Genomic DNA, 25699 nt, shown 5'->3' on the forward strand with positions numbered 1-25699 from the left:
TATGATTTCAAGCGATATCTTGATGCTTAAGAAAGCAAGATATTAAGCAATATGGTTGCAAGCATCTAAAATGCTTGCTAACTTTTAAATAATTAAAATGCTTCGGTAATAACAGCAATATTAATGTGTAATAATTATACTATTTATTTTTGATATTATTATCAATTAGCATAAATTTATTATTGATTTTTATTAACTAAATCCATCAAAGAATGTTTAGTGCTAACGATAAGATTCTTTCTAAGAATGCTAAAACTTTATTACTGACAAACAATATTGACTATGATACGTTAGGAATTGATAATTGTTTTGTTTTTGTAGTTAGTTGATTATTCATAGCAACTAAATGACAGTTTTCTGCTATTTAAAATTAACTACGCAACATGTCGTGCGTGGTTTTTTATGTTGTCCCTTTAGGCAGCAAACTTTCTCCTTAAAGAGAAAGGGGTTATAGCTGCGCTTATGTGCGCGCAGAAAGCTCGTCCAGAAATCCTTGCCCCAACCATCGAACAGATGGCTGCTTTGGCGGAGGATGCTTTATCAAATATCCCTCAAAAACTCCTTAAACCACTCTCTGGTCTTGCTATTTTAGTAGAAGATTTCCCCGATGAGGAGATGTGTGAAACAATGAACCTTGAAACACCGTTTGATTTGCTCAGCTTCTATCAAGGATTATCACTTGACTATCATTCTACAAAAGATGGATTATCAAAATTTGATAGGTTATTTTTGTTTCGTCGATCAATCCTCAATTATTGGATCGATAGCGGCGATGATCTTTACACGGTAGTGCGTCACGTCTTAATCTATGAGATTGGTCATCATTACGGATACAGCGATAGTGAAATGGAAGAAATAGAACGTCTTGCGAACGAGGAAGAAGCCAATGCTCCAGCAGGACGAGCCTAAAACCTAAATTATTCTCAGGAAATTTATTCTAAAAGTATCTCTAAAATTATTTTTACAGCGCGAATAAATGGATTACTAGTAATCAGAACAGCAAGTAAAATTGTTACTATTAAAGCTAGTACAGTATAAAAAGATAATTTTTACATGTAAATACACTATAAAAATTATCTAGCAAAGAACACTTTAAGGTTTACGCTTATATCAAAAAACCTCGCTAACTTATGTAATCATAATGTTTAATATTGGCATACCTAACAAAGATTAATATATAATTTAAGTTGGATTGATTTACTTACTGAAGTAAAAGATTCAAATATGCTTATTATTGCTAACTTAAGTCATTTAATCTTTTTAACGATAATTATTAATATCAATTAATCTAGTAAATAAAAATCATAAAATAATTACATATATTTTAGCTGGCCGAATATTATCATTCGATATAAATTATAATGAACTACTATAACCAAGCATAATTAAATATTTTATTTAAAATTAATTATGCTTGGTATATAAAGTCATATGCAGAAACTTACCTATTTAAAGACCTAGACTAGTTAACAATTAAAGTAAATTACATAATTATCTAATGCATTAATAAGCTAACATAATAAAGTATTTTTACAAAATACAACATTATACATATGCTAAAGATACCAAACAATTACACCCAATTTTCATCAAGATCAAATATTGCTGGTATATTAGCTATATCAGTGTTTTAGATTATTGAAATATATAATACCAACCATCAAATTATAAAAACGCGCTTTCGAACCTACTAACTTCAATTATCTATTGATTACAAATATAATCACACTGAATATATCAATGACTAGTTCATAGAAGTATTATTGTCGTCGCTAATCAAACGAAACGCATGTAAGATACTTTGAATAACTAAAGCTAATTGCAGCATTTATTGACATCTTCGCTTGCCATTACCGCGGAGTTATCACCATTATCATTTGTTTGCCTTCAAGCTTGGGGTATGACTCTACCTTAGTAATATCAGCCATATCTTCCTGTACGCGCTTCAATACATTTAAACCAATTTCTTGGTGTGCCATTTCACGACCACGAAATCGCATAGTTAATTTAACTTTATCTCCGCCGGTTAAGAAACGAATTACGCTACGCATCTTCGTTTGATAATCATGCTCATTAATGTTGGGGCGCATCTTGATCTCTTTGATCTCAATGACCTTTTGTTTTTTCTTTGCTTCATTGCTTTTCTTCTGTGCTTCGTACTTAAATTTTCCATAACCCAAAATCTTGCAAACAGGTGGATCAGCGTTAGGCGACACCTCTACTAAGTCAAGGCCAAATTTTTCCGCTTGCTCAATAGCCTCATCGACACTCATCAAGCCTAAAATATCACCATCAGGACCAACGCAGCGCACTTTAGGCACACGAATGTCACGGTTGACCCGAGGGCCGTTTTTTTTGGACTGGGTCAGATTAAATGTTGATCTAGCTATAGTTTACCTCCTGTTTTTACTCAGTAAAGCGACTGGCAGAACAATCTGGAGCCAACGCTTCAATACTTAGTTTATGAACAGCTTTATCAAGAGTAAGAATTTCTTGCGCCCTTTCACCTATGCGACGAATTACCACTTGCTTGCTTTTGGCTTCTCGAGTACCGATAATAAGCAAGGCAGGAATCTTTGTCTCAGAATGCTCGCGAACTTTGTAATTAATCTTTTCGTTCCGCAAATCTAGAGCTACACGGCACCCGACAGCCTTGCAACTGGCGGCTACCTCAAGTGCATAATCTTGAACCGTATTAGTAATCGTTGCCACTACGAGCTGAACTGGCGATAGCCACATCGGAAAACGGCCAGCAAATTGCTCGATTAATATACCAATCCAGCGCTCCATAGAACCCAGAATAGCTCTGTGCAATATAACAGGCCGCTTTCGATCACCACTTTCAGCTACATAGGTAGCGTCCAAACGTTCCGGCAATACAAAATCAACCTGCAAGGTACCACACTGCCAATCACGGCCAATGGCGTCACGTAAAATAAATTCAATCTTTGGGCCATAAAAAGCACCTTCGCCAGGATTCAGAATAGTTTCCAAACCAGCAGCGATACATGCATCGCGCAAGGCACTCTCAGCTCGATCCCACACCTCTTCTGTACCCGCGCGAATAGCTGGCCGATCAGAAAAGTTGATTCGAATATCGTGAAAGCTAAAATCGGCATAAATAGATTTTAGCAAATCACAAAACTTTATGCTCTCCTCGGTAATTTGAGATTCTGTACAAAAGATATGAGCATCATCCTGAGTAAAAGAACGTACTCGCATAACTCCGTGCAAAGCTCCCGATGGTTCGTTACGATGACATGAGCCAAACTCAGCCAAACGAAGAGGCAGATCGCGATAAGACTTTATACCTTGTTTGTAAACTTGTACATGCCCAGGACAATTCATCGGTTTCAGCGCTAATAGCTTATCATTTTTAGCACTAGTGGTGAACATATTCTCGTTAAACTTATGCCAATGACCAGAAGCTTCCCATAATGCCTGGTCAATTAACTGCGGCGTCCTAACTTCCTGATATCCCGCCATATCCAAACGACGACGTAAATACATTTCAATTTCACGATACAATATCCAGCCCTTAGGATGCCAAAATACAGAACCGACTGCATCCTCTTGGATGTGAAACAAATCAAGCTCACGGCCTATTCGGCGGTGATCGCGTTTTTCAGTCTCTTTCAGCGTTTTAATATGCAACTGCAAAGCCTTCTCATCAGCAAAAACTGTACCATAAATCCGTTGAAGTTGCTCGCATTTACTGTCTCCGCACCAATAAGCACCCGCCAAATTCATAAGCTTAAAAGCATGACCAACATCCTTTGTCGATTGACCATGAGGGCCAAGGCAAAGATCAAGAAAATTACCCTGTCGATAAAAAATAATTGTTTCTTCAACAGAGATTTTTTTCGTCAATTCAACCTTGAATAATTCTTTTTTTTGCTTGTAATATTCTAATGCTTGATCTCGCGTCCATTCTTCGCGCACAATATTTTCATCACTATCAACAATCTCATGCATGCGCTGCTCAATCTTATTGAGATCATCAAGCGTGAACGACTGGCAACGGTAAAAATCATAATAAAAGCCACTATCAATCGATAGCCCTGTGGTTGCTTGAGCATCAGGATATAAATCCAGAACAGCCTCAGCTAAAATATGCGCGCAGTCGTGACGAATATAGGCAAGTGCTCTTTCTTCTTTACGATCAATCAAAACAAGCTTAGCATCCTCGACAATAACAGAGTTAATATCGACTATCTTACCGTTAATCTCAGCGAGAAAAGCATCTTTTGAAAGACTAGAGGCAACATCAGCAGCAACAGTAAGTGGAGTAACCGGTAAATCATAATAAAGGACTGAACCGTCAGAAAGGCTAATAGCTGGCATTAAAAGTTCTCTATCAAGGGAAGCAGCACAATATTAACAAAATAGCACCATATCTCCAATAGACAGAACATTTATTTAAGTAGTAAAACAAAGCTAAAAGATTCAAAAAATATGACAAAACATATTAGATAATGCTCTACTGTGAGGATATGCAGCCTGAGCGCTTCAAACTAATATAATGAAGTTTAAGCTAGTAAAATAAACAGACAATAGCCTAGACTTCAGTAAATATTTTTAAGTGCTTAAGACCTTTTTGGTATCTTCATTGCGTCAAAATACAACAAGTTTTTCTCGATCAGTTTTAACAAACTTTCCTAAATCGTATCAAAAAGTTAGCTACGAATAACAGCGAATAACTAGATTAATCACGACAATCTATCCAATCTAGAATCAACCATACTATGATCGTAAAACAATCATTACCGAATGCTATTTTCTTATTTTTTTTTAATTAATAAATTAACTTAACAAAATTATTATAACATCAAGTTTGACCATACATTAAAAAATAATTAGCAAATCTAATACTAAATAGCAGTAGAAAATATCCACATCTATTCTAATAGATGGAAAATGCATATAGGGTTATCTACACTTAATGACAACAATTGCAATAATATTAAATTTTTAGTATAATGAGCTATTGAAGATTCGAGGGAAAATTATTCTATATCTAACAGATGTTCGATTATTCTAGCATTAATAACTTCTCAATAGCATAGGCTAGTAAGCCTATGCTATTGCCATAACTATGTTAAACGTTTACTTTAGCATTTTTGATATCACGGCTAATTCCTCCAATCTGGCTTGACTAGCAAACACAAGCAGAAGGCACCATCGGATTAACAATATATTATATAGATGAAGCTTTTTAATATAAAAACTAAAAAATAACATCTAGCGCTATGCTCCTATGTTAGTTTTTATATTTTACAATCAAGGACTTAATCATCTCGATAGATAATTAATAGCAGCAAAACTACGTTAACTTTATATCCATAAACCTTTATGACAACAAAATAAAATGACTGACTTAGTAAATTATTCGTTCATACTAAACAATACCAAAATTATTCAGCCACAACCGATTCAAAGCTAACTATAGATAAAAGCTGGCAACAATAAAGCATTGCCTTATGAAATTAGATTTTCTAAAGTACTGATTTGTTAATCTTCTACTTAATAAATTTTACATCTTGCCAATAGCGTATAACTTCAATTGCACTATTGAGCATGTTAGTGAAAAGCAGTAGACTAGTACATAATAGTCACTTATCCTTAAACAACTATATTAATAAATCTTAACAAAAAATCAGGTTAAGTACTATAATAACATAAATTTATAGAATTAAAGAAACAAAATGCGCCACAGTTTTCTACAATAACCTATAAACTAAGTGTATATATAACTTTCTTAATTAAAGAAAACTTCATCGAGCAGTTAATTAAAGGTTAATAGATTGCTTCCATAGCTATTCCAGAAAAACTTAAAGAATTATTAAAATCGCTCAAGAGCTATTATAGCCGTTAATCTCATTCCGAATATTGGGTAATGTTAAATATATTTTCCTTACATAGATAGCTATACTAAACTTCACTAGCACAAAATCTTAAATGCAAGAAAGCATCACTTTCGATTAACAATTGTTTATTTATTAACAAGTGTTAATCGAACCGTTTTCTGTATATTATAGAAGAGGGTAGATACACTGTAACCACCTTCAAAATTATCTTCTATTTATAAATAAAGTAGTAAAAATAAGGTTGATCGATTTTGGTATTACTTACCTATTATGTCTGATGTTACAACTAGTTTAACTTTAAAAACTTCATAGCAAAAATATATTAAGCGTGCTCTAGAAGGCATTACTTATAAATCAGGCTAGGATATTGAAGTTATTGTTTAAGTTAGCAAAACCTAAAAAATAATAAATAAATATACAAGCGCTGGAAACGATCAAATATTTTCTCTATTATCACGTAGAAAATGCAAAGCAGATAACGTTTAATGATCTTGCGTAATACAGGATATTGTTCCGACAAAAAAAGACATTCTTCTGTGTTTTTATAAAACAAACATAATTAATAAATCGACATGAGATTAACATAACACCTAAACAAAATCTTATTTATTGTTGTTGTAATAGATAACTTTAAAAATTTCATTTCAAACATCAATTCTATGCTAAATACGAAGTAAGATATTTGAAATGCAATCAGGCAATGAATACACCCACCCTAGATAGCAGACTTTTGAATAGCGAATGATTAACTACAAAATAATAATTTTAGCACAAAAAGTAAAAAACCAAGCTATGAACCAATTGATATGCTCATGCTAGTTTAAAAAATTATTAAGACAATAAACAACGAAGGTATTATCTCATAATAAACTCATTAGGATCCTATTCAAAGATTAATCGATGAGATAGGTAATAATTAAGGCATCCAGATCAGCTCTAATAAAGCTTAATAAACTATCTGATACATCGTATAAGATTTTACTCTTTTAAGTGAGGATAATAAATAATTCTGCAATAACGCTGCTGTCTAAATTATATTGGCTATTTTATAATAAAAACATGAGAACATCTTCAAGTCGGTAAGGTCATTTTAGGATAATAATTTATCTATAAATACGAGTATAGAAAAGGAAATAGCACATAATAAGATTATTCAAACAAAAGTACTAAAACTATTAATTTATTTTAAGTAAATTAAGATTATGACGCCATGAGCGCTCCTTTAAACCAAAGCACAATAGCAATTAATTGCAAAATGCTTAGTCAGTACGATTTAGTCGTTAGCCAAATCAGCACATTCTTACGATAGAGCAAATTCTTAAGAAAGTTTTAAGGAAGTATCTATTTGTTTCTATACCTACAGCGAAGTAAGAAAAATTAAGCTCTAATCTTTCGGCAAGGTGCTATATATATACTAATCTTTCGGCAAGATGCTATATATTATACGAATCTGGCACATTATCCGAAATGTTAGCTATACGCTGATATAAACGGTAAGCAATTCATGTGGATCACACTAGATAATCAAAGCAAAACTTTATCCAATCCTAACTGAATACTAAGCTAATCTTAGCTAATGGAATTGCTTAAAAGGAATTAGTTATCTATTTTAATTTTTACTACCGTAAGATATAATTAATGACAGCAGAAAACATTCTAAGTATTATCTCTCCGCTCGAAATACTTCAAAAAAAATTATAATGAACTAGTTATGAAGTCCAAATCAAAGCTCCTTTTAAAAAAGGAAGCTCAAGAATACAGTAAATGATAATTTACAACAGATTATCGCTTAGGATAGCCTTAATTCGCATTTATTATATTTTAATGCAAAAAAAATAACGTGACGATACAATAATCAGCTATACTTCGGCTATTCTCTTTATCTAACTAACGTTTTTTTTAAGAATATTAGCAAGTGTTATCATGCAAAATTTTAGGAGCAGTGATTAGTGATGGCAAAGCGCGATTATTATGAAATATTAGGAGTAAGCCGAAACGCTGATAAAAATACCCTTAAAAAGGCGTATCGCAATCTTGCAATGCGCTACCATCCAGATCGTAATCAAGGAAATACAGATGCAGAACATAAATTTAAAGAACTTAATGAAGCTTACGATATTCTAAAAGACGACGAAAAAAAAGCAGCATATGATCGTTTAGGACATGCGGCATTCGAAGGTGGAGGTTCAAGTCCTGGCCAAGGAAGCGGCGGTTTTGCTGATATTTTTGAAGAGATGTTTGGAGATTTCATGGGTGGAGGAACAGGACGCCGGAGTACTAGCCCTGGACGTGGTTCTGATTTACGCTACAACATGAAGATTAGTCTAGAGGATGCATTTAATGGCAAACAGACCGAAATCCGTGTGCCAAATTTCGTTACTTGCAGTACATGTGATGGAGTAGGCGCAGAAAAAGGATCAAAGCCAGTTAATTGTCTAATCTGTGGCGGACGAGGTAAGACTAGCAATCAACAGGGTTTCTTTACCATTGAGCGAACCTGTTCTAGCTGTGGTGGTGCTGGACAAGTTATTGATAATCCTTGTAAAACATGTAACGGTTCTGGTCGTCAACGTAAAGAGAAAACCCTTTCGGTAAATATTCCAGCCGGCGTGGAGGACGGAACTCGCATCCGCTTGCAAAGCGAAGGCGAAGCTGGTATACGTGGCGCTGCACCAGGAGATCTTTATTTGTTTTTGAATATACAATCACATCCAATTTTTCAGCGGGAAGGTTCTGATATTTACTGCAGAGTACCATTAGAAATGGTTACCGCTTCTTTAGGCGGAGCAATCCATGTGCCAACAATTGATAGTAAGAGAGCCAAAGTTGCTGTACCATCTGGTACCCAAACTGGGCGACAGTTTCGCTTACGCGGCAAAGGCATGTCAGTGTTGCGTTCAGTATCGCGTGGTGATATGTATGTAGAGGTGGAGGTAGAAACTCCAGTCAATCTTACTGATCGACAACGCGAATTATTAGAGGAATTTAAAAAAGACAGTGGAGTAGAAAAGACTAGTCCACAAAGCCATGGTTTTTTCAATAAAGTAAGGGAACTTTGGGAAGATCTACGCTACTAGGCTTTTAATTCAAATTATCAAAATATTCTGGATTTTATTAATCATTTATTTATATACTCGGATATTGCTCTGCAAAAATAGGATTCTTATTATGAATATAATATATTCAATGGGATAAATAATTAGAGTGCTTTATTAGCGTGGATAAATTAATCTTTACGCTAATAAATTTACCAAACTAGTATTAATTTATTATCGGAAATAATAATAGAGTTTATAAAAAATGAAAGAATAAATTTGCTTACAAACGGAAGTAACCCAACTTACCCGGTTAACAAAGGTAAAATCAGATAATCCAAAAATAGCCCTTCCTAGTTAATCTCCCAAAGAGCTAACAAATTATGTTATAAAATGATAGTATAAGTAGGCTTAAATATTTAATAGGACAATGTTACTAGATAGCTAACAAAACACTAAAACTAATAAGCAGATTTCCTATTAAGTTATCTTCTATTATATACTTTATTTGATAGAAATCATAGCTTTATTTTAAAGCTTTAGTAGATGATTATAATAAGTATTAACGAAATATTAAATAAAAAACAATCCGCTATAAAAATTACACCTTTAAATTTCCTGATTAAGCTATGCTCCAATAAATTCCATTACATGTAGATTACATAAACTTATCGAATATTACTTACCGATATTAGATAAATAGAACTTCTTCTATTTATCTAATTAGATAAAATAATTTCATCAGAAAGATTTGATAATATAACCACTCAAAAATAACGGCTGTAACAATTCAAAGTACTTAATTTATTAAGGTTTAACTTTCACTCCTAAAAATAATAAACAAAACATAATAAAACCACCTCTAACAAGAGAATTCACTCCTTTAGATAGATATCTATTAAGTAACTTCAAATAAACTCTTCATTTAATCTCCTTATATTAAAGGGAATCATACTACCTAATTTACCATAAAAGGTACCACAATCCCCTTAAACAAAACCGCTCATGAAAAACCAATTAAAAAAAGTAAAAACACAAAAATCCTATTTTTCTGGCTGTATCTGACTATAAGGATCATGAAGATTTATTGCGTTCCTGATCATTGACTTCTTCAAAATCTGCATCGACAACATTGTTGCTTCCTTCAGAAGAGGATTTAGAGCGAGTAGCAGAACTACCTGCATCAGCAGAACCGTCAGCGCTTATATTATCTGCAACATTAGACACAGTCTGCTCTTGCTGCTGAGCCTTGTACATCGCCTCACCTAACTTCATGGAAGACTGCTGTAAGGCTAGTTTCTTGGAGTTAATATGATCAATATCATCTCCTTCTATCGCAGTCTTTAGCGCTGCTATATCAGACTGAATAGATGCTTTATCCGAAGAATCAAATTTATCGCCAAAATCAGCTATAGTTTTCTCTGTAGAACTGATAATATTATCAGCTTGATTTCTTGCATCGATTAATTCGCGGCGTTTCTTGTCTTTTGTAGCATTCACCTCTGCGTCTTTGATCATATTCTCAATATCAGTATCAGATAGGCCACCAGAAGCCTGAATACGAATTTGTTGCTCTTTACCAGTAGCATTATCCTTTGCAGATACGTTAACAATACCATTAGCATCTATATCAAAAGTTACTTCGATCTGTGGTACTCCACGCGGTGCCGAAGAAATACCAAGCAAATCAAATTGACCAAGCATTTTGTTATCAGATGCCATTTCACGTTCACCCTGAAAAACTCTGATAGTCACTGCTGTTTGATTATCCTCGGCAGTTGAAAATGTCTGGCTTTTTTTGGTTGGAATCGTTGTATTGCGGTCTATCAATCGAGTAAAAACTCCACCTAAAGTCTCAATTCCTAACGAAAGTGGAGTTACATCAAGCAACAATACGTCTTTTACTTCACCTTTTAGTACACCAGCTTGTATCGCAGCCCCTGATGCAACCACTTCATCAGGATTTACACCACGATTTGGATCTTTCTCAAAGAAGCTTTTTACCATATCAATAATTTTAGGCATACGGGTCATGCCACCAACCATGATTACTTCGTCTACATCACGAGCCGATAAGCTAGCATCCTTTAAAGCAGATTCACATGGCGAGATTGTACGTTGAACCAGGTCTTCTACAATTGCCTCTAGTTTAGCGCGAGTAATTTTTATATTAAGATGCTTTGGACCTGATTGGTCTGCAGTAATAAACGGTAAGTTAACTTCAGTTTGTTGGGAAGAGGATAGCTCAATCTTTGCTTTTTCAGCAGCTTCCTTCAAACGTTGAAGCGCTAGACGATCATTACGCAAATCTATGCCGTTAGCTTTATTAAATTCATCAGCTAAATAGTCGATTAAGCGCTGATCAAAATCTTCACCACCTAAAAAAGTATCGCCATTAGTTGACTTAACCTCAAAAACCCCGTCTCCGATTTCTAAAACGGAAACGTCAAAAGTACCACCTCCTAAGTCATAAACGACTATAGTTCCGGATGCTTTTTTATCTAAACCATAAGCAAGAGATGCGGCAGTTGGCTCATTGATAATGCGTAATACTTCAAGGCCGGCAATCTTACCTGCATCCTTAGTTGCCTGGCGTTGAGCATCATTAAAGTACGCCGGCACAGTAATGACTGCTTGACTAACACTCTCACCCAAATAAGCCTCAGCATCATCCTTCATTTTACCAAGAATCATTGCAGAAATTTGCGCTGGACTATACTTACTTTCAGCAATCTCCACCCAAGCATCACCGTTATCGCCCACGACAACATTATAGGGAACAAGCTCATTAAATTTTTTGGACGCAACATCATCAGCGCGACGACCAAGTAAACGCTTAATGGCGAATAGAGTTTTTTCTGGATTAGTAACTGCTTGACGCTTTGCAGACTGACCAATAAGCCGTTCACCACTTTCAGTAAAAGCTACCATAGAAGGTGTAGTACGAGCACCCTCGGCGTTTTCAATAATCTTAGCATTTACTCCATCCATGACAGCTACGCACGAATTTGTCGTGCCTAGATCGATACCAATAAACTTGCTCATACCTTCCTCTTTTGATAAGCGGCAGGTGCCATTAGCCTCGAAAGCGCCTCTGGCTCCCCCATCAGGTTAATAATATAACATATTTAGGTCATGATTAGAACATATTATAGTTTTTAGCACTCACTGATGCAATAGTTGCCCAACAGCGATTAAACCAATCCTAGTTGGTGTTTTTATTCATCCCGCGCTTTAACGGTTACGATCGATTCATACTAACCTAATTTGTGATTTAATGTAGATTATATAGTCTGTGATTTAATGTAGATTATATAGTCTAGATTATATAGTCAATTTTCAGTATAACAAGTAGATGTTATCTACTTCTCTCAATACAAATTTTCATCTAACAACGAAATATGTTGATTTTAAAGTAGAAAATGCAATACTGTATAAATGATTTCAAGATAAATTACCCGATAGCATCTGCTGTCAGCATGCTAAACAATCTCAGTTTTGCTCACCGAAACGGTTTTTACGGCTTAAATTTTAAGAAATGGAGAATCAATATTAAGGAGTTTTCCCATGGTGCAATCCATTAAAAGCTAATCTATAATTAGAAAATCTTTAGTTAGGCCTCCAAGAAAAAGTAAAAATCATTACTGTTTTTGAGGCACAAATGGAGTATTTCGACAAGAATAATGCTCTAGGATTATTTAATCTCATTGCTGAATAATTAAAATAATTATTGTTATGTTATTGATAAAAATAATTTTTAATTTTTTTGAAAAAAAGTGAGTCAATGACAGGGTTCAACAGGTTTAATATTTTACGAAACAAGATATTTTACTGATATTCTTAGCATTGTTTGGTGTCCTTCTAATGTTTGAATTGTTCAATTATTTAATAATAATCGTGCGTAAATTTCTGGTAGTACAATATGAGAGTATAATTAGATTAACGAAGTAAGCCTTAAAAAACTTAACTAGCTTGCTTTGAATATGTCATGCTAACGGTTGCGCATGCTAGCGCACTACTAAATTTCATTCTATAACGAATAATAAACTAGTAATAATGGCCGGAATCGTTCGTATCATTCTGCGGATCAATCTTTTACTTATCTCGTTGAGCAAAAAAAATCACAACTCAATTAAAACAACGAAACTTACACATGCAAATCAAGTAACTTGAAGCTAATTTAGAATTAATACTACGCCTAGATGCAAAAGATTTTGCATCTAGGCGTAGTATTTTAGCGAAACTTTCCCAATTACTTTAAAATCTTGTTTTGTTAATCAAAAGCAGAGAATAATCATTTATTGCTAAATTCATTAAGCTAGTGACTAAATTAACTATAACTATAAAAACTTAAACAAATCATAAATTATTTACCTCAACTAGTAGTTGTTCAAAAAAACATTTATTAATTTTTAAAAGCAAGATTTCAATAACAAAACACTTTTATCTAAAAAAACCATATTAAAGGCAATAATCCCTAGAACAAAGCTAAATATCTTTACTAATCTTGGATTATGCTTCGACATTACTGATCGAATAGTAAGTGTTCGACCAACAAAAGAATAAAAACTAACGACTAAAGCTAGTAATACATACTTTTAACGACGAACTACTCGATTCATTTATAAAATGACTACTTAGTCATTTTGCTTAACTATTCTAATGACAATTTCTTCTAATATTCGAAGGAAAGAAAATTTGAATTTTTCACATAGCTAACATAGAAAATTAAATAAATAAAAACATTTTTATATAATACCTAATAAGCACATAGTAGATCAAACAAACATACTATGATTGCTGAGGTCTAATATTAGTTTATAATTAAAAGTAACTTACCGAACAATGATAATTATTGACTAGATTATAAATATACTTAGCATTATATGTATAAGGAAATAATCATACTTATTGATTTAAGGCAAAGATTGCATTCATTAATTAAGAAATTATTTATTCTAATAAGCTAGTCTTTAGTCATCGAATAAGGAGTAACATTTATCTACGATCCTATGACAACCTAGACTATATCACGGAACTAATTACAGAGCTAACAATTCTGCAAAAACATGCTGATAAAGCTAAAAGCATATTAGCCCATCGCGACGATAAAGATGCTTTTAGCTGTCCTCATTACGATCCATCCTAAAATTAGTTAGTATAGTAAGAATCTCGAATTAACTTCTAGTGCTCTAACAGCAGCTATAAGTTTTTTTTTTGAAACTCACTAAATTAATACGATAAACAAAGCTACCGTATTAATCATGGGATGGCAATTGTATAAAACAAGCAAAACTCATTACCTTATTTTTATTTCAACTAATGTCTGAATACAAACACTCTAAATATTTTATCGTGTTTGACCCTAACATTAATAAATCGGTCTATAAAAAACTACTTTGCCCACAAAGTAACAAGTAGTTCATCTAATTTCCTTACATAAGCTACAATTTAATTAACTAAGATCGATTGAATAAACTGGACGCAAATAATCTTCCAATAATCAATCAAATTAGTTCAGTCATTAGCGCCCTAGTTAACAAATTAATCAAATCAGAATACCCGCCTAATAATACAAATTTTCGCAATGAATTCAGGCAAAGCAGATGACTTGGCCTCTAATAATATTTTAAATTAATAGCGAACTCTTCGTCAAAGCATCAGCCAATTAACGCCAAATAACCCACACTAACCTAATATCTTAGTGCTAGGCATAGCCTAGTGCGATCAAATAGAGGGGAAATACATAATAAGAATTACTCATAAATCTTAAAAAATCCGTTCTAGTTTCAGAAGTATGTACAACCTAAGATAAGAAAACGATCTATTCAAGATTTATTAGGTATAACAATTTAGTAAATCAATAAATCGTACCCGAGTCAATCAAAGTGTATTCTATGGTGTACCCCAGAAAGCCGACATTATACGCTATAGAATGTAAGTTAGTTCAAGTCTATATCGAAATTACAATATTAATCTTACATTAAGCTGCCAGCCGAACAATAATGCATGGAAGCCATGCTCTTTACAAATTAAATCAAGTTAATCAACGATAACTGCTGTTCGTTATTGTTCAGAAGGGGAAAATCAAGAAAGTATCTGATACGCTAGCGGCATGTAAAATCTGAAGAACAACGCTGAAATTTATAAGAGTCAAATCTTAATTTCTTAGATATCCGCCGAAGTGGATATGGAATACAACTGATACTACGCATCCTAGCCAGTTAACCATCAAATAATAAATCAACGCATGTCTTCAGAAAGAATTAGGATAGATAATTTGTATCAAAATTTGCTTTTATTCCGCATAAATCAACAGTTAATTCTGAAAGCCAGTGGAAAACATTAAATCAGGCAATATAAAAATATATTGTCTTTTGGGCCAAGTGGTCAAATAATTCATTTAACAAGCGCGATTAAAGCATCGACTCCGTTAACTATACCTGGTGTAATAATGCGAATTACTGTATCTCCAAATATTATCTTGCTAACATGTTTTCGTTTTAATTGCATAATCCGTTTGTTTAAACATTAGACTATTTGCAATCCTGACTAATAATTCTTGAAAATAGTTTTCAGCTCTTTGATAAATAACGTCAAATATCGGTTATCGCACTCTACTGATCTTTAGGATTATCGTGTAAAAATAACATTCACTTGGAGAATAGGCAGTACTCAGATACCTAAAAGAAGAGTTTGTAAAAATCATCGATGCGGTATAAAACAGCAAAGGATCTGAATATAGGTGCGCTTAAATTTTAAATACTGCTTTAATATTTAATGTGGTGGTCTAAGCAATGGTCTAAAATTTTGCTTCAAAATTATCCATTACTAGAGAAGTAAGCTCAGCAAATAGCGATCGATTTTTCACTATTTATAATTCCGAAAATAGTATATACCAAGACATATACTTGAACAATAAAGGCGTTAAGCATAATAAAAAAAATCTTATTTAATAGTAAGTTCGTGAACTTATTATTAAAAATACCATTCCAAATGTTTTTTTATATCTAATTTTTACAATTGAAATCAGCCAAGTGGTCAAAATACTAAAAATCAAGCTGATATTATAGATCAGAAAATTATTTAGTGCTAAGTTTAGAACCGCCTGTAAACATTAATAAGTGATACTTTGACATAACAATTGTTGAAGTTTAGCAATTAGCATATGATCCCGAGTAGGATTCAAGAGTCCTAATTCCAAAAATAATCAAAATATCTTGTGTGAATTTTTTAAATCACAGCAATGCAAAGTGTCTTTTTGGTCAGACTAATTTTCTTATCATTTTATTACCCGATGACTACACTACCGCAATCAACACGGATTATAAATCTGATTATTTATCTAAAAGCAGACAGTAAGTATTAGGTAAAAATAGTATCTCATAACTAATAGCTTTTTTACATCTAAACGAGAGATCCTAATTTCATATCAGAAAGATTGAAATCACAAATGATTTTAATCCTATGGGCCTTGTTTACATTAAACTGCAAAAATTAACTTTTATAGATTATTGGTATAATTAGTCACTGTGCTATTGGTTTCGATGTAAGTCAATCGAAATAATAACAACTTTAGCATTATTATTATTTATATACCGCAAACCATCTCTAATCTATTTGCTGAACAGGAATCAATGCTATTCAAGTCTTTTTAGTAAAAATTAAATGATGAGAATGTAAAACGCATATAGCAATTATTATGCAAATAGCGATATTGTATAAGCTTAAACTTAAGTGTGTGTAATTTTAGCTGAGATATACAAAACATCTACTCTTTCTAAACAAGACATCTAAAGATCGCCTGAAGTTACAGGTACCTTCAGTGCATAAAGTGCTGTGTTCAAAATCGATTCCGCATCTAATCCAGCGTCTTTGTATTGAGCAATCTGATTGTCGTGATCAATCGGCCTATCAGGTAACACCATCAAGCGTACAGCTAATCCGATATCTAACAGTCCAGCTTGAGCTAAATGATGCAGCACTTGAGTAGCAAAACCACCGATAGCATTCTCTTCCACAGTGATAAGTACTGCGTGTTCTTTAGCTAGACGACTGATAAGTTCGACGTCAATCGGCTTAGCGAATCGTGCGTCGGCCACTGTAGTGGATATTCCTCGAGCCTGTAAAGCATCCGCTGCAGACACCGCCTCTTGTAATCTAGTACCAAGAGATAATATAGCGACGGTTGTGCCCTCACGTACAACTCTTCCCTTACCAATCTGCAGTATCGACCCAACCTTGGGTAATTCTACGCCAACACTTTCTCCACGTGGGTAACGCACAGCTGAGGGGCCATCATCAATTGCAACAGCGGTGGCAATCATGTGTTTTAACTCTGCTTCGTCAGATGGCGCCATAATAATAAAATTTGGCAAACACCCAAGATAAGTCAGATCAAAGGTCCCAGCATGAGGAGCACCATCCTCACCAACTAATCCAGCCCGATCGATAATAAAACGCACTGGTAAATCATGCAACATCACATCATGAACCACCTGATCGTAACCACGTTGCAAAAAGGTTGAATAAATTGCTGCGAATGGCTTCATTCCCTCACATGCCATACCAGCAGCGAATGTCACTGCATGCTGCTCAGCGATACCGACATCAAAACTACGTTTTGGGAAGCGTTCAGCAAACTTGTTAAGTCCCGTACCAGATGGCATGGCAGCAGTAATTGCAACAATACGGTCATCTACCTCTGCAGCTTGAATTAAGCTTTCAGCAAAAACGTTAGTGTAACTTGGGGCATTTAATTGCGGCTTAATCTGCTTGCCAGTAATCGGATTAAATTTAGCAACTGCATGGTATTTTTCAGCATTATTCTCAGTAAACGGGTGTCCCCGACCCTTTTCGGTAACTATGTGTAAAAGTACAGGCCCATGTTTGCTAACCTTTAGTGTCTTTAAAATTAGAACAAGATGGTCCATATTATGCCCATCGATCGGGCCAATATAGAAAAAACCCATTTTCTCAAATAGAGTACTTTCCGCAAATACGCCTCTGGCAAACTTTTTCACCTGGCGATTAACCAGTTCCAGATAGCTCGGAAATTGCTGAGTAAGTTGTTTTTTAAGCTCATGAAAAGAGGGAAAAGAATGTGAAGATATGATCTTCGATAGGTAAGCACTTATGGCGCCGACAGGCTGGGAAATTGACATCTCATTGTCGTTTAAAATGACTAAAATGCTACTGGCAGATACGCCAGCATTATTCATAGCCTCATAAGCCATACCAGCACTCATTGACCCATCGCCAATTACTGAAACCACATCAAAATCCTTGCCCAGCAGATCGCGTGCCGCGGCCATGCCTAGGCCGGAGGAAATAGAAGTTGAACTATGCCCTGCGCCAAAGGAATCGTATTCGCTCTCTGAACGCTTTGTGAACCCTGATAATCCTCCTTTCTGACGAAGTGTACGGATACGGTCGCGGCGACCAGTTAATATCTTGTGGGGATAAGCTTGATGGCCAACATCCAAAATCACTTTGTCATGTGGTGTATCAAATACATGATGCAAAGCTACGGTTAACTCAACTATACCAAGACCAGCACCTAAATGCCCACCAGTAACCGACACCGCTGAAATTGTCTCAGCACGCAGTTCATCAGCCACTTGACGTAATTGGCTAACGCTTAACTCTTTCAAATCATTTGGGGTAGAGATTAAATCCAGGAGCGGAGTATCTGGCCGATAGCTCATAATTTGTTACCATCCAGTCAGTTAGTGCAATTTGTAAAATAGCGAGCAGCCTCACGTAGCGGATTAGCTAATTCATCGAATACCTCGAGCGCACTGATTGCGTTATCAACTAATAAACTAACATGCGCTCGCGTCCTCTCCACACCTAAAACCGAAACGAAAGTTGCTTTACCATCCACAGCATCTTGTCCAATCGCGTTACAAAGCTTTTTCTGATCAGCTTCCACGTCCAATAAATCATCAGTAATCTGAAAAGCTAAACCGAATTCCTGCGCAAAATCATGCAATGCCATATAAGATCTATAAGAACCTTTGCCCATAATAGATCCAGCAACTGAAGAAAATGTAAACATTTTACTAGTTTTTAAATACTGCAAGCGGGTAATTTTGCTAATGTTTAACTCATCTATCCGCTCAGAAAGCAGATCGATCATTTGCCCACCGCACATACCATTTACACCAACTGCTTGAGACAATTTTCGCACCAGCTCTATCCTTACAGCGGGATCAACATGAGTTTCTGGCGCAGAAAGAACCTCAAAAGCTAGAGCCTGGAGTGCATCACCAGCCAAAATAGCAGTTGCTTCATCGAATTGCCTGTGACAACTTGGCTTACCACGTCGAGTATCGGCATTGTCCATCGCCGGTAAGTCATCATGAATTAAAGAATAGGTATGCATAAATTCTACAGCAGCTGCAACCCGAGCTGCGCAATTCTTATCGACGCTAAATAGTGCTGAAGAATGGGTTACAAGAAACGGCCGCAGCCTTTTGCCACCTGTAGTGTAGGAGTAACGCATCGCTTCAAAAAGCCGCATTTCAGTGTCTTTCGTTCGCGATAGCAGCATATCCATAGTTTCATCAACGACAGCAATACACTCAGCTAGCAGAGTAGGCAGATCAGACATCCAGTTTCTCCTAATGGCATTTCAATCTGCATTACCAGAAGGCTGAATGCCTTCATTAAGACTAACTTGCTTAGCCTTAAGCAAGACCTTCTTTAATTCATTTTTGCAATACCTTTTTAGAGCAATACCACGATCATAAGCGGCAATAGTATCATGGAGCGACGACTCACCTTGCTGCAAATTATCGACTATTACTTCGAGTTCGCACAAAGCGTTTTCGAAGGTTATAGTATCGATAGGCTCCGATGGCTGGAATAAATTATACATCAATCATCCCTGTTCACTGAAAATGCAGGAAAATTTATATAATCTAATTTACCAATTCATAAAACCGCATTTCTCTTCTTAGAGAGGAGAGCAGTTTTTATGAAAAAAAGGTAATCAAGCAAGTACTTGTCTTCCTCTATAACAAAAGTAAAAATAAATTAGCAATTATCTGAATTAAATAAATAAATTGTTTGGAATTACTTATAGTGCTTAGTATCAAACATCACTAAAACATGAAATTTTCTTACTGTCTGGCATAAATTTAACGCTGTCTTTTGAAATGATTTATCGGTAAATTCTTCAAGAATTACCTGGCAGCAAAATCTGAGCTCCATAAGGAGTATAGTAAGCATTTCTAATAGCCTCTCGTGGCTTAATGTAAAACGACCTTAACTTAGCTTTCAGCTACTATAACAAGAGCATAATTTATTAATTAAAAAAACCTGAATAATAAACTCATTATCTAATTATCGTGCTACTGGAATTAACAAAGAAAATTTTTATTAAGCTAAAATGAAATGACAGTTACATATTTTTGAAGTTTACGAAGTGCTAATTCTTAAAATCTAAACAAGCCTAGATTACCTCTAGGGTCTAAATTTAAAAATAACGGTAACTGTCCACCTAATAAACTAAAAATTAATATGGTCAGCTTTAAAGAAGTAATCTTTAGTCTTTAGCAAATAGAATATCAAAGGATATACAAAATCAAACCTCTACTAATAAAGTAAATTAAAGTTTTTTTTATAAAGATTTATACTATACCTTATTTAAGTCTAATCTTTAATTTTATTAAGGATTATTTGCTATATTGTATAGCAATGTTAAACTAAATAGCAACAGTGAAAATTCACTATAAGTCAACAAATAAAACGTAATTTTTATAAACATTAAGTCAAAGCATACCAAAAGAAAACTACAAACTACTCAAAACTTTTTTTTGGAGAAACCTAAATAGACAAAGATATTTGCTTATTTTACTTAAGTTTATAGCGCCAATGACCGCTTAAATCTAAGTTACGTTCTATTTTTCCAGTCTCTATCAAATAATTTAAATGCGCAAGCGTTTCGCCAATAGCAAAGCTAAGTTGACTTGTTTCAAACTGACGTTTAAACATCTTATAAGTAATATCTATCGCTGTAGAAGGCACGGAACAAACCTCTAGGGCTAATTTAAGTTGTTCCCTGTGATGAGAAAGCAGCGCAGAACAACGTTTTTGCAGGCCATTATAAGGAAGCTCGTGCCCTGGTAAAACTAAAATGCTTAATGACATGTAGTTCAAGCTTTCCAAAAATTGAATGTAGTCACCTAGTGGGTTAACTTCTGGTTCATTCCACCAAACAGATACGTTTGGTGAAATCTGCGGTAGTAAAAAATCACCGCCAATTAAAACGTTACTTTCATCACAATACAGGCAAACGTGCTCAGGAGAATGTCCTTCGGAGAGAATGGGAACCCAAGTTTTACCACTAATTAAGAAGGAGGTTTTCGCACTTATTCGGCTATAGGTCGGAGGTATTGGCGAAACGAGTTGATGAAACTGACGAGCGAAACCATTTACTTCAAAAGTAGATAAGTCAGAAATACCGGCTAAACTATAAAAATTTTGAGCATCTTCTTGAAAAGATTCTTGTCGCTCTACTAGGGTAATTCTGGCTGACAACCACTCAGTACGACTCATGCACAACTGTGCGCCAGTACGTTTGCACAACCAACCAGCATTACCAACATGGTCTGGGTGAAAATGAGTAACGAAAATACGTGATATCTGCTTATCACATAGCTCGTTAGCTAAAATTAACTCCCATAAATCTTGAGTCAGCTTTGATGCAACTCCAGTATCTACTAGAACCCAACCATCCATTCCGTCATCAAGCAAAAATAAGTTAACATGATCGAGAGCGAACGGAAGCGGCATCCTAATCCAACGGATCCCAGGATAGACTTCCATGGTAGTACCTGGATTAGGCAAGGTATTGCCATAGATGTAATCAACGTTAGTTTTCATAGACAAGATCGTAACCACTTTCTAAAGGCGCAATATAATTGCTTAAAGCATACAATGATTATAGCAATATAACGACTTAAATACTAAAGCAAAAATTATTTATCTAGGCTATTTTAGAAAATACTTCTAAAAAGATTGTAATACTATGATCAAATACTAAAGACTAAAGTAAGGCTATCGAAAATCGCACCTTACTATTTATTGACTCAAACACTTTTATGCCTAAAGCACAGTGTTGACAAGTACAAACTGTTTTTTTTAATTTGACGATCTTCCTCGAGAAACAGGATCTACTGATAATGAATGGCCTCATGGATAAAAATTTCAATGTATAAAAGCAATCACAAGTTTGTTGTATATTAAATAATCTGGAAATTGTATACAAAAAAAATCGCAATAATTTTCACTTATAATTGATATAGTTATATAATTGTTAAGATTGTTATTATTTAGTATACTTTACTGTAAAAAAAACCTTGCTAAAGCGCTATAATTTTGACCAAAGTCCTAGAAATCAAACAAACTAGTCTATTACCTTCAACTTTGCTGAATGAAATCCCATATAACATGTATTACTGATAAAATAACAAGAGCTGTGTAGCGTAGTTTTTAAAAAAATTTAAATATTATAATCATTTGTTTTAAATGAACACTAAACCAAACAATAAACAGGCAATCGGTTGTTTTTTATCGTTCGTTAAAATTTTAACAGTAAGCTTTTCTCATAAAAATAAATTTATAGTCACTTAATACAGTTTAATGTCTATCATCTTTCGACTACTAAATATGTGGATTATTCTTGAACTCTTGATAACATCCTAAATAAACAAGTAAATCAATATTCGAATAATCGATTTGATAGGCAACAAGATGCTTATTTTTAAGTAACTTGTTGCCTATCTAAAGTCAAAAGTCTCAGTTGTTATTAAGCTGATGATAAAACAGCACATCAAAATCCATACACCTTTTGTTGAGGTGTATTAAGTGATTATTGCAGCGTACAATCTTAAAAAATTGTTTAAAAATTATATTAAGAACCATAACTTTACGCACGCGAGAAAATACAATTACCTAAATAATTACTGGACATAAAACCATTCAAAAATAACTTCCTAAAATACGTAAATTGCTAATCATCTATGAAAATTAATCAAATTAATATAAATGCTATATTTTCATATTGTTGATTAGTCAGTTTTTCCCAAAATAGTACCAACGAGAATTTGAGCAATTCAACGCAATATTTAATTTTTAATATACTCTTCAATAATACATTTAGAGCAAATTCATAATGCGTAAAATTACAGCACATATATAAAAGCATAATCGGTAATTGATAATTCATTTGATATTATCTCCTTGAATTATCTCTACCGTAAATTATCCAGCGTCAATTAATGTGATTGCCATTATGTACTATAACCGATTAAGCCGATAGAATTCATTTATTTCACAACTTTAGGGATATATTACTTAAATCATAATTATTACTAAATCATAATTTAAAAAATTAATGGAAGATGTGAAAGTTTGCTCAATATCATTTTAATACAACAACGCTAGAATTAAAGCAGAAATCTATATTGCATTGATTAATAAAAGCAATGATATTAGCCCGATAGCTGATTGAGTGTAGTTAATTACGCAAAACCTGAGAGCCTTAGAATATAATATTAACTTGTTAAACTTTTACGGCATTAAGTTTAATGAAATAAAATTTTCTTAATAATGAGACTTCTTGCAAGATCAAAGATCTTAATAAAGCCTGAGCACATCTCAATATTAAATAATTACTCTTAAGATACATAAATACAATTACTCTAAGATACATACATACTAAGTTTTAATTATTATATACATTAATAGTATTATATTATATACATTAATAGAATAGTATTATATTATATACATTAATAGTATTATAATTTTATTATAGAAATAGAGTATTGTAATTATAGAAATAGCAATAAACTAATCATTAATTAGTTTATTGCAAAAGAAAATTATTATTTTAACTATATTGATGTAAAAATAATCATATCAGCTTAGCTATATTTTTAATACAACATTAATATCTGACTAATTACCCAATGATCTTGAGCATAATCTGTGGTTAATCCCTGGTATAATCTCACGCTAAATAATAAATACATATTTTAATTTATTAATAAGTTTGTTACAAACCCTGATCTGCGATCATATTAACAACTACAGTTAGCATAAAACATCGAAATAAACTACAAAAAGATGGATGCTCTGCGAGCAGAAGCGTTTAATTTTAAATTGTAAGAATACATTACATAACTTAAAGGTAACTATTAAATTACCAGCTTTTGGAGAATAAACCAAATAAATTAAAATTGATAATAGCAATTTTAATTTATTATCTATATAAATGGTGTATAAAATCTATATAAATGGTGTATAAAATAATAATTAATATAGATAGCTTTTTAAGCTATACTTAAACTAGATGTTTAATAATAATTTAACAGCTAATTAATATTCAACCGATTAAGGCCAATTTCTTCGAAACAAACTGACTATGCTTCTATTACAACCAAAAAATAAACTATAGTTTGATTGTATAGTCCGTAAAATATAAAGTTAGAGCTGCTATGCATAAAATTACAGCCTATATTTATCAGAATTCAATGAGTATGAACATATTGTATTGTGTTATTTATATTAATTAACAGGCAAATAATTGTTTACGGTGCACTTTTGTATGTATTGCTTGTACATGTAAAGACATTGTAAATTAGTAAGTGTTTTATTATTCAATAAATTTGAGTATTATTAAATAAATTATTCTTCTCATGACGTGATTGATTGGCTATTAACAAAGGTTAAACTTTAAATCATTTATTAATAGGTTATGGAAAATATTATCTTTGTCTTTAGTAGTTATCGATTTTTAGGCTGAAAAATGTGATATATTATGATTCAAGAATACAATGATTCGAGCCCGAAAACAGACTTTGCTTTAGCACGGATATTGTTCGCTCGCAAATGTAATTTCATTGCCTCATCAGCTACAAGTATGCAGCTGCCAAAGGAAAATCTACCAGAAGTTGCCTTTATAGGGCGCTCTAATGTGGGTAAATCAAGTTTAGTCAATGCGCTTACAGGCCGTAAAAATATGGCCAGAAAATCTAATACTCCTGGGCGTACTCAAGAAATTATTTTCTTTAACTTAAGCAACCAGATAATTCTAGTAGACTTACCAGGATACGGCTATGCAAAAGCATCTAAGGTAAAACAAGCAAAGTGGCTAAAAAATATATTCAACTATCTGCGCTATAGGGGAACATTATATCGGGTTAGTTTGCTGATTGACAGTCGACATGGGGCAACAGATAAAGATGATGTATTTATGGATATGTTAGATCGCCTGGCTGTTTCTTACCAGGTAGTATTAACTAAGGTAGATAAAGTTAAGCAGATTGATCTCAACGTAATGATAAAAACAATAATTACTAGGATATTGCATCGTCCAGCAGCATATCCAATAATAGGTGCAACCAGCGCTGTTACTGGCGTCGGTATTCTAGAATTACAAGCAGAATTAACCCGCGTTACTAACATTAAATTAAATGACTTAAAAAATTAGCCTTTTGATTAGCTAGACTTGTTGCTAAAACACAATTTTTTATCTTTGTATTACAGACGCCTATCGGTTACTGAGAAACCTCAATATTTAAATTTAAGTCTTTATAGTATTCTGATTATTTATAGTATTCTGATTATTTATAGTATTCTGAGTATTAATATAATTAATATATAATACCTAATTGTTATATAATACCTATTTGTAAATTTATATTATGAATACTTTGATAGCAAAGTACATGGGAAAACGAATTTTGCTTTAATTCTTGAAAAGTAAGCGATCAATTGGATTCA

Annotated in this window: 10 protein-coding genes; 3 read left to right on the forward strand and 7 right to left on the reverse strand. The window is 33.6% G+C overall.

The genetic code is table 11. The annotated features are described in order from the left end of the window. Positions 1 to 462: 462 nt before the first annotated feature. Positions 463 to 909, forward strand: coding sequence for a metallopeptidase family protein (locus P856_RS02990; protein ID WP_025300691.1), 447 nt, complete (start codon positions 463 to 465; stop codon positions 907 to 909). Between the two features lie 941 nt (positions 910 to 1850). Here the strand turns inward: P856_RS02990 and infC are convergent. Beyond that, positions 1851 to 2369 (reverse strand): translation initiation factor IF-3, encoded by a 519-nt coding sequence (infC, locus tag P856_RS02995; protein WP_044214909.1) that lies wholly within the window; start codon positions 2367 to 2369, stop codon positions 1851 to 1853. 37 nt (positions 2370 to 2406) lie between these two features. After that, entirely contained in the window at positions 2407 to 4344 is a 1938-nt protein-coding gene (gene thrS, locus P856_RS03000; RefSeq protein WP_025300693.1) for a threonine--tRNA ligase, read from the reverse strand. A gap of 3475 nt (positions 4345 to 7819) precedes the next feature. Between thrS and dnaJ the strand changes: the two genes are divergently transcribed. Next, positions 7820 to 8944, forward strand: a complete 1125-nt coding sequence (dnaJ, locus tag P856_RS03005) for a molecular chaperone DnaJ (RefSeq protein ID WP_025300694.1) — start codon at positions 7820 to 7822, stop codon at positions 8942 to 8944. A gap of 1032 nt (positions 8945 to 9976) precedes the next feature. On the opposite strand, the gene dnaK is transcribed toward dnaJ, so the two are convergent. From dnaK to P856_RS03030, 5 genes are all read right to left on the reverse strand, one after another. After that, positions 9977 to 11947 (reverse strand): molecular chaperone DnaK, encoded by a 1971-nt coding sequence (gene dnaK, locus P856_RS03010; RefSeq protein ID WP_025300695.1) that lies wholly within the window; start codon positions 11945 to 11947, stop codon positions 9977 to 9979. A gap of 4748 nt (positions 11948 to 16695) precedes the next feature. Continuing rightward, complete coding sequence (gene dxs / locus P856_RS03015; RefSeq protein WP_025300696.1) at positions 16696 to 18609, reverse strand: 1-deoxy-D-xylulose-5-phosphate synthase; 1914 nt, start codon at positions 18607 to 18609, stop codon at positions 16696 to 16698. Positions 18610 to 18626: 17 nt separating this feature from the next. Beyond that, a complete protein-coding gene (locus tag P856_RS03020) occupies positions 18627 to 19517 on the reverse strand; it encodes a polyprenyl synthetase family protein (RefSeq protein ID WP_025300697.1) in 891 nt (296 codons plus the stop codon). Between the two features lie 21 nt (positions 19518 to 19538). After that, complete coding sequence (xseB, locus tag P856_RS03025; protein ID WP_025300698.1) at positions 19539 to 19784, reverse strand: exodeoxyribonuclease VII small subunit; 246 nt, start codon at positions 19782 to 19784, stop codon at positions 19539 to 19541. 977 nt (positions 19785 to 20761) lie between these two features. Next, positions 20762 to 21793, reverse strand: a complete 1032-nt coding sequence (locus P856_RS03030; protein WP_052323029.1) for an MBL fold metallo-hydrolase — start codon at positions 21791 to 21793, stop codon at positions 20762 to 20764. 2941 nt (positions 21794 to 24734) lie between these two features. Between P856_RS03030 and yihA the strand changes: the two genes are divergently transcribed. Then, entirely contained in the window at positions 24735 to 25406 is a 672-nt protein-coding gene (gene yihA / locus P856_RS03040) for a ribosome biogenesis GTP-binding protein YihA/YsxC (protein WP_025300701.1), read from the forward strand. Positions 25407 to 25699: the final 293 nt, after the last annotated feature.

Source organism: Candidatus Endolissoclinum faulkneri L5, assembly GCF_000510265.1.
Taxonomy (GTDB): Bacteria; Pseudomonadota; Alphaproteobacteria; order Thalassobaculales; family Thalassobaculaceae; genus Thalassobaculum; species Thalassobaculum faulkneri_A.

Bases quoted from the DNA above. Each gene is read 5' to 3' on its own strand.
- P856_RS02990 (WP_025300691.1), top strand. From the start codon at position 463: ATGTGCGCGCAGAAAGCTCGTCCAGAAATCCTTGCCCCAACCATCGAA.
- thrS (WP_025300693.1), bottom strand. From the start codon at position 4,344: ATGCCAGCTATTAGCCTTTCTGACGGTTCAGTCCTTTATTATGATTTA.
- dnaJ (WP_025300694.1), top strand. From the start codon at position 7,820: ATGGCAAAGCGCGATTATTATGAAATATTAGGAGTAAGCCGAAACGCT.
- dnaK (WP_025300695.1), bottom strand. From the start codon at position 11,947: ATGAGCAAGTTTATTGGTATCGATCTAGGCACGACAAATTCGTGCGTA.
- dxs (WP_025300696.1), bottom strand. From the start codon at position 18,609: ATGAGCTATCGGCCAGATACTCCGCTCCTGGATTTAATCTCTACCCCA.
- P856_RS03020 (WP_025300697.1), bottom strand. From the start codon at position 19,517: ATGTCTGATCTGCCTACTCTGCTAGCTGAGTGTATTGCTGTCGTTGAT.
- xseB (WP_025300698.1), bottom strand. From the start codon at position 19,784: ATGTATAATTTATTCCAGCCATCGGAGCCTATCGATACTATAACCTTC.
- P856_RS03030 (WP_052323029.1), bottom strand. From the start codon at position 21,793: ATGAAAACTAACGTTGATTACATCTATGGCAATACCTTGCCTAATCCA.
- yihA (WP_025300701.1), top strand. From the start codon at position 24,735: ATGATTCAAGAATACAATGATTCGAGCCCGAAAACAGACTTTGCTTTA.